Source organism: Corallococcus sp. CA053C (assembly GCF_003611675.1).
GTDB lineage: Bacteria > Myxococcota > Myxococcia > Myxococcales > Myxococcaceae > Corallococcus.
Genome location: NZ_RAWA01000499.1, coordinates 1 through 6,327 on the forward strand (window position 1 = coordinate 1; position 6,327 = coordinate 6,327).

Genomic DNA, 6,327 nt, shown 5'->3' on the forward strand with positions numbered 1-6,327 from the left:
AGCTGGCCCACCCGGACAAGACTGTCATCGGCTTCACCGGCGATGGCGGGAGCATGTACACCATCCAGGCCCTCTGGACGGCGGCGCGCCACGGCATCGGCGCGAAGTTCGTGGTGTGCAACAACGGGGGCTACCGGCTGCTCGACCTCAACCTCCTCGAGTACTGGAAGGAGCGCGGCATCCCCGAGCACCCGTTCCCCGGCTCCTTCGATTTGTCCCGCCCGGCACTCCACTTCGTGGAGCTCGCGCGCTCGCTGGGGGTGCCCGCCGTCCGGGTGAGCACGGAGCAGGACATCGGTCCCGCGCTCGACCTGGCCCTGGCGGCCTCGGGCCCGTTCCTCATCGACTGGGTGGTCCCCCACGCGCCCGTGGACCCGCGCGGGGACCGCCGCTGCGGACAGTAGGCCCCGGGTGAAACACAGATGAAAAGATGGGGCCAGGACCGGGGAGACCCGGTCCTGGCCCCTGTCATTTCAGCGAGACAGTCAGCGAGACAGTCAGCGAGACAGCCGCTGGAAGACGACGAGCCCCCGCGCGGGGAGGACGACCCGCAGCGCGTCTGCCGACGGGAGGAGCGTCGCCCCGAGGTTGCCGACGTTGCTCCCCCCATACCGCCCAGAGTCGCTGTTGAAGACCTCCTTCCAGGCGGCCGCGCCGAGCCGGGGGCTCACGAGCTCATGGCCCTGGGAGAATGGCGCGTCGTTGAGGCTCGCGACCACGAGGAGCTCCTCCGCCCCGCTCCAGCGGCGGAAGGCGAGGACGCGGTCGACGTCGTGCGCGCAGAGGACCTCGAGGTCGCGCGACCGCAGCGCCGCCTGGCCCAATCGCAGACGGATGAGCTCCTGGTAGTACCGGAAGAGGTGCTGTCCCCTCCCCTCGCGCAGCCCCAAGAGGTCCTCCCGCTGGCTCACGAAGGTGTCATACCGGTAGTCCTTGGCGGCGCCGACCTCCTCCCCCATGAGGAACAGGGGGGTGCCCGCGGCGAGCACGGAGAGGCCGAAGACGGTCCGGCAGCGCGCCTCCGCGGCCCGGAGCACGTCGCCCTCGAGCTGCGCCGCGTTGGCGGCGAGGACGAGCGTCCGCCGCGTCCCCTCCCCGTTGCCGGCCTCGTCGTGGGACTCGTGGTAGACGACCTTCTTCTGCCCCGTCCGCGCCAGCACGCCGGCGAAGGTGCCCATGGCCAGCGGCTCGCCTCCGCCCCTGCCGGAGGTCCAGAGCAGCTTGGCGAACTCCCTCCCCCGCGTCGGGCCGCCAATGAGGTGGTGGTAGAAGTCGGCGTACCACGCGGCGTCGAAGCCCAGGCCGCCCTCCGACACCGGGGTCGTCACCGAATCCCAGCCGGAGTGGTCCTCCGCCATCAGCATCACTCCCGGGCGGATGAGGCGCAGGGTGCGGCACCACTCCCGGAGGAACCGCGCCCCGGCGATGTTCGTGCGGGAGGCCGGCTGCCCGTGGGCGTGGAGGACGTTGTAGCTGTGGATGCACGTCGTCTGGTCCACGCGGAACCCGTCGATGTGGAACTCCTCCATCAGGCAGACGGCGCTGCTGGTGAAGAGCGCGCGGACCGCCTCCTCGTGGAAGCGGGGGGCGTACCCCGTCGACTGGTTGTCGATGTACCCACCGTGCCCTGGCGCGGCCGTCGCGCCGGGCTGCGCCGCCGCCCGCTCGTAGTCGGGGTAGTGCTCGGGGCGGCCCTCGTACCAGTAGTAGAGGTTGTCCGGGTGCGCGTTGGAGTCATACATCCACTGCGCCCGCTCAGCATCCGGGTGATAGTGATTGTAGACGACGTCCATGATGACAGCGATTCCGCGGCGGTGGCACTCGCGCACGAAGTGCTTGAGCTGATCGCGCCCGCCGCCCGCGTATTCAATCGCGAAGTAGTGCGTGGTGGCGTACCCCCAGTTCGGCAGGCCGCCGAACTCGGACATCGGGAGCAGCTCGACGGCGTTGACGCCGAGCGCCTCCAGGTGGTCGAGCAGCGCCACCGCGTCCGCCAGGGTGCCCGCCCCGTCCTTGCCGAAGCCGAGCGCTCCGACGTGCAGCTCGTAGAGGACCAGGTCCTCCACGCGCGTGGGCACGGGCCGCTCGGGGCGGAACTCGTCGCGCCAGAACTCCTCCTCCGGGAGGAACTCCTGCTCGGGCCAGCGCGGCTCGCAGAAGTGCTTCGTCACCTGGTCGGGGTCCACCACCACCGAGCAGCTCACGGTGGCGTTCACCTCCCGCCAGCTTCCCGGGTGGGGCCTGCCCCGGGGATTGGAGGTCCCCCGTCCAAGCTGGCAGCGCGAGTAGAGGTCGGTCCTGTAGACGACCTGTCCGTCCGCCTGGGTGACCCTGAACATATAGGGCTGGAAGCGGAGCCGCTCGAACTCCAGGGCGCCAGGGCCCTCGCAGGACGTCTCCCAGACGCCGCCCTCCTCGCGGACCATGGGCAGCACCGGGAGCGAGGGCGACAGGCCCGTCCCGTCATCGGCGATGTAGCCGCCCTCCTGCGTGCCGAAGACCACCTCGACCTGCCTCGCATGGGGAGCCCAGACCGCGAAGCGTGCCAGCGGCCGGGCCGCTCCCGGGGCGAAGTGCTTCTGGGCGCCGAGGCGGCGGCCCTGCGTGAGGTGGTAGCGCTCGCACGAGGGCTCGGAGCCGAGCACGAAGCCGCGGACCGGCTCGGGCGCGACGGGCTCGCGCAGCTCGGCCGGGATGCCCCACAGGTCGTCCCCTCCGGGCCCGTCCACGATGACGCCCCACAGGAAGCACCTCCCCACCTCGGAGCTGTCAAAGGAGACGGTGGCGCGGAAGCAGGGGCAGCCATCCTCCGCGAGGGCCGGCTCCATGAGGAGGACCGACCAGGTGTCGGAGGCGCGTCCCCGCGCGTCCCAGCTCCCGGTGAGGCGGACGTTTCGAAAGACGTCTCGTTTCAATCCCGTGCGGTATTCGAATTGGACGGAGCTGGGCATGCGGGTTCCTTTGTCCCGAGGAGGGAAGGGTGCTTCCGGACGCCCGGGCCTCCTGCTAGGCGCGGGTGTCCGAGAGCGCGATGAGGCCTTCCTCGATGGCCAGGGCGCGCAACTGGGCCTTGAGCCGCTGGAACTGCTGGCGCAGCGCCGCCGCCCTGCGCGCCTGCTGCTCGATCGTCATCGACCGGCCGGAGTCCGACATCGCGCGCACCACCTCCGGCCAGGAGAGCTTCTGATCCACCCGGAGCACCAACAGCTTCTGCTGCTCGGGGTCCAACCGCTCGCAAAGAGAGCGGAAGCGGTCCTTGACGGTGCTGCGCTGCCAGGGGCGCGTGGTGGAGCGCCGCGGTTCGGAGCGCGCGGAGATGGCGGACAGGCTGACGTGCCGATACCGCATGGCAGGCGCGTTCAGCATCTTGAAGCAGACATTGCGCGCGATGCGCTGCGACCAGGTGCGGAAGGAGCTCTCCCACCGGAACTCCGGCAGCCCCCTCACGAGGCACTCGCAGAAGAGGCTGAAGGCCTCCTGGCCCTGGGTCTCGTCCCGGACGATGGCGTCCATGAGCCGGCGGAGCTCCGGCCCGTAGGCGATCAGCGCCTGTTCGACGGCGCGGTTGTACTCGCCTCGAGCGCAGAGCGCCTGCAGGTCGTCTTCCAGTCGTTTTCTTTCTTCGATTTGCACGCCAGATCTCCTTCTTCTCTGAGTCCTTCCCAAGAAGATGGAGTGCCGGGCGCGCCGTTGTGACGCCCCCCGGGGCCTGGTTGAACCCGCTGCTCGCCGGCCATCACAGCGAGGGCATCCGGGGTCTACGGAGAGAGAGGGCTGGACCGCGGTTCGGGCCGTCACCTCGCGAAAGGAAGACCACCGCCATGAGCACCATTCTCCTCGTTGATGATGAAGTCGACATCCTCGATGTCTATTCCGACCTTCTTGAGTCGATGGGCCACGACGTCCTTCGAGCGGGCGACGGCCTGCAGGCCCTGGAGGTGGCCCGGCGGCGGCAGCCGGATCTGGTGGTGACGGACAGGATGATGCCGCGCATGAACGGCGTGGAGCTGTGCGGCGCGCTCGCCCAGGTGCGGGAGCTGCGGAGCCTCCCCATCATCATGCACAGCTCCTCCGGCGATCCCCACGCGCCCGGTGTCCTGGTCTTCCTCCCCAAGTCCGGCGATCTGGAGCAGTTCGAGGAGGTGGTGACGCGGACGCTGGACGCCGCGCGGCGGAGGTCGCGGCAGGCCCGTCTCCCTTCGGCGGGCCTCCAGCAGCAGTGGCACCGCCCTTCCCAGCCGCTCTCGGCCATCCACCTATTTCTTCGGCATCCGGACGGTGGGGCTGGGGGGCAGCTTGGGTGCACCCTTGGCCTTGAAGCTGCCGCCGGCCGCGGCCTTCATCGCGGTCGCGGGTGCGCTTCCCAGCTGGGCGCGCGGTGACGCGGTGGTGGTCGGCTGCTGGATGGGCGCGACGGGGCGGGTCGTGGCCGGCTTGCGCTCCGCCGTGCGCCGGGTCTGCGGACTCATCGTCTTCATGGGGCTGCTCCTTCCACGGTCACCGTGAGCTTCATGGGCGCGCTCCTGGAATGCGTCCTGCGGGGATGCCTTCCAGCTTCAGGGGCAGGCCGGACGCGGCGGCGACCTGCAGCTCCACCAGCCCTCCGGCCCCGGTGAGGTGCACGTCCGTGCCCACTTCCAACCGGCACCCCACCGCGGGGCGGCCCGCCTGGTCCTGCGCCAACAGGCGCCGTCGGTCCTCGCTCACCACCACCGAGGGCCTTCGCAGCGCCACCTGCGCCTGCGCGATGAGGACGCAGCGCTGGCCCTTCACGCTCGCCCGGACATGGGCGCGGACGCGGGCCACTTCGGGTGCGTTGCCTTCGGGGGGCTTCGCCAGGAGCGTGGCCTTGGGGGACGGGGCGCCTGGCAGCACCGCGCCCTCCCAGAGCGCCTCAAAGCCTTCATCCAGCCCCACCGCCGCGAGTGACAACGCCAGCCGCACCGGCTCCGCGCCGAGCCAGAGTTCGTCGGGTGCGACGATGGCCACCTCCGGCTCCAGTTGGAGCTCCGCGAGCCCGCTCCAACGCTCGGTCAGCATGTCCGCGAGCCACCCGGCCTCCTCCAGCGACATGCGCGCGAGGGCCTTCTCCAGGTGCATGGGATCCGCGAGCCGCTGGAGCGCGGCGGCTCCGTCGGTGAAACGTGCGTTCTCCAGCAGGCCGTCGAGCTGACCTGGGAGGTGCTTCGACATCGAGCGCAGCAGTTGTCCCAACCGCTGCCGGGGAGGAAGGTCACTCATCCGCGCCTCCGCCACAGCGAACGTCCCGTCATCCGTCTGCGCAATCGCTGCTCAGCCTGCTGGAGTGTTTCGTGGTCCTCGCGCGTGACCCGACTGCCGTTCACGAAGAAGGCCCGCGCACCTGTGTCCGACACGGACTCCGGCACCTCGGCCCACAGCGGCTCTTCGTCAAACACCGTCTCCCGGGGTGGCGCTTCGGCGCGGAGCGCGGGTGGGACCAGCGTGTTCACTTCGATGTGCACGGGCCCCGGTGAGGGACGGCCAGCGCGCCTGTCTGGACTCCGCGGAGCCTCCAGCGTCTCCCGTTTGGACTGCGTGGGCGGGCGTGGTGCTTTCTCCGGAGGTCCTGCGGGCCTGTGGCCATGGCGTGGCTCGCGCGGGAGGAGCGGGATGGGTCGTGCGCCTGGAACGGATGGCAGGTCGGAACGCAGTGCTTGGAGCCGTCTTCGCTGACGGGGCACAGGGGCCGCAGTGGGACCGGGCTCGGCAGGAGAAGGCAACGGCGCAGGGGAGACGACACGGGGAACCCGGTGGCGACGCGTGGCTTCTTCCGGTGCACGCGCACGCACGAGCCGACGTGCGGGCTCCCGTTCAATGCCTTCGACGGGAGGGCGCGGCACGCGGGTCTTCCTCCGATGCGGTGGGACTTCTGCCCGTTCGGCCATGCTCGGTGGGGCTTCGACCGTCCGCGTGTCCGGCCTCTTCGGATTCGGAGGGGTATGCGTTGTAGTTGAGAGGCTTTGCCCTCGGTCTCGATGCCGTGGCGGGTGGGCTCCGGTTACCTCACTGCTCTCGTCGGAATCACCGTCGACAGGAAGAGGACCGCGCGCCTGTTCCCGCTTCAAGCCTCGGGCGTCGGTCGTCGCTCCATGCGACTCCCGAACCTCCAGCGTCCGTGCCGTCATCGTCTCCGGACGGGGAACACGGCGGCGCGTGCGCTCAGGCAGCACTGCTTGAGACGGAGCCCTGGCCTGAACCGGATGCACGGTCGCGGGGATACTCTTCGGCATCGCATTGCGCGGTGCCGACGGCAGCGCGGACCTGGGCGCCGACGCGAGCGGCGCGGCCTTCGCGGAACGCCCCCCC

At 70.3% G+C, this 6,327-nt stretch carries 5 protein-coding genes; 2 read left to right on the forward strand and 3 right to left on the reverse strand.

Annotated features, from left to right (window positions below):
- Positions 1–404 (forward strand): thiamine pyrophosphate-dependent enzyme (locus D7V97_RS38370; protein WP_233583504.1); only part of this gene is annotated, 404 nt, incomplete at its 5' end.
- A gap of 93 nt (positions 405–497) precedes the next feature.
- On the opposite strand, the gene D7V97_RS38375 is transcribed toward D7V97_RS38370, so the two are convergent.
- Together D7V97_RS38375 and D7V97_RS38380 are read right to left on the reverse strand one after the other, a co-directional pair.
- Complete coding sequence (locus D7V97_RS38375) at positions 498–2,951, reverse strand: alpha-amylase family glycosyl hydrolase (protein WP_120615548.1); 2,454 nt, start codon at positions 2,949–2,951, stop codon at positions 498–500.
- A 55-nt stretch (positions 2,952–3,006) separates the two neighbouring features.
- A complete protein-coding gene (locus tag D7V97_RS38380) occupies positions 3,007–3,633 on the reverse strand; it encodes an RNA polymerase sigma factor (RefSeq protein WP_233583505.1) in 627 nt (208 codons plus the stop codon).
- 188 nt (positions 3,634–3,821) lie between these two features.
- On the opposite strand from D7V97_RS38380, the gene D7V97_RS38385 reads away from it, so the two are divergent.
- Positions 3,822–4,382: a response regulator gene (locus tag D7V97_RS38385; protein ID WP_120615549.1), complete on the forward strand. Its 561-nt coding sequence runs from the start codon at positions 3,822–3,824 to the stop codon at positions 4,380–4,382.
- Between the two features lie 127 nt (positions 4,383–4,509).
- On the opposite strand, the gene D7V97_RS38390 is transcribed toward D7V97_RS38385, so the two are convergent.
- On the reverse strand, positions 4,510–5,241 hold the full coding sequence (locus tag D7V97_RS38390; protein WP_147445151.1) for a hypothetical protein: 732 nt from the start codon (positions 5,239–5,241) through the stop codon (positions 4,510–4,512).
- Between the last annotated feature and the right edge of the window lie 1,086 nt (positions 5,242–6,327).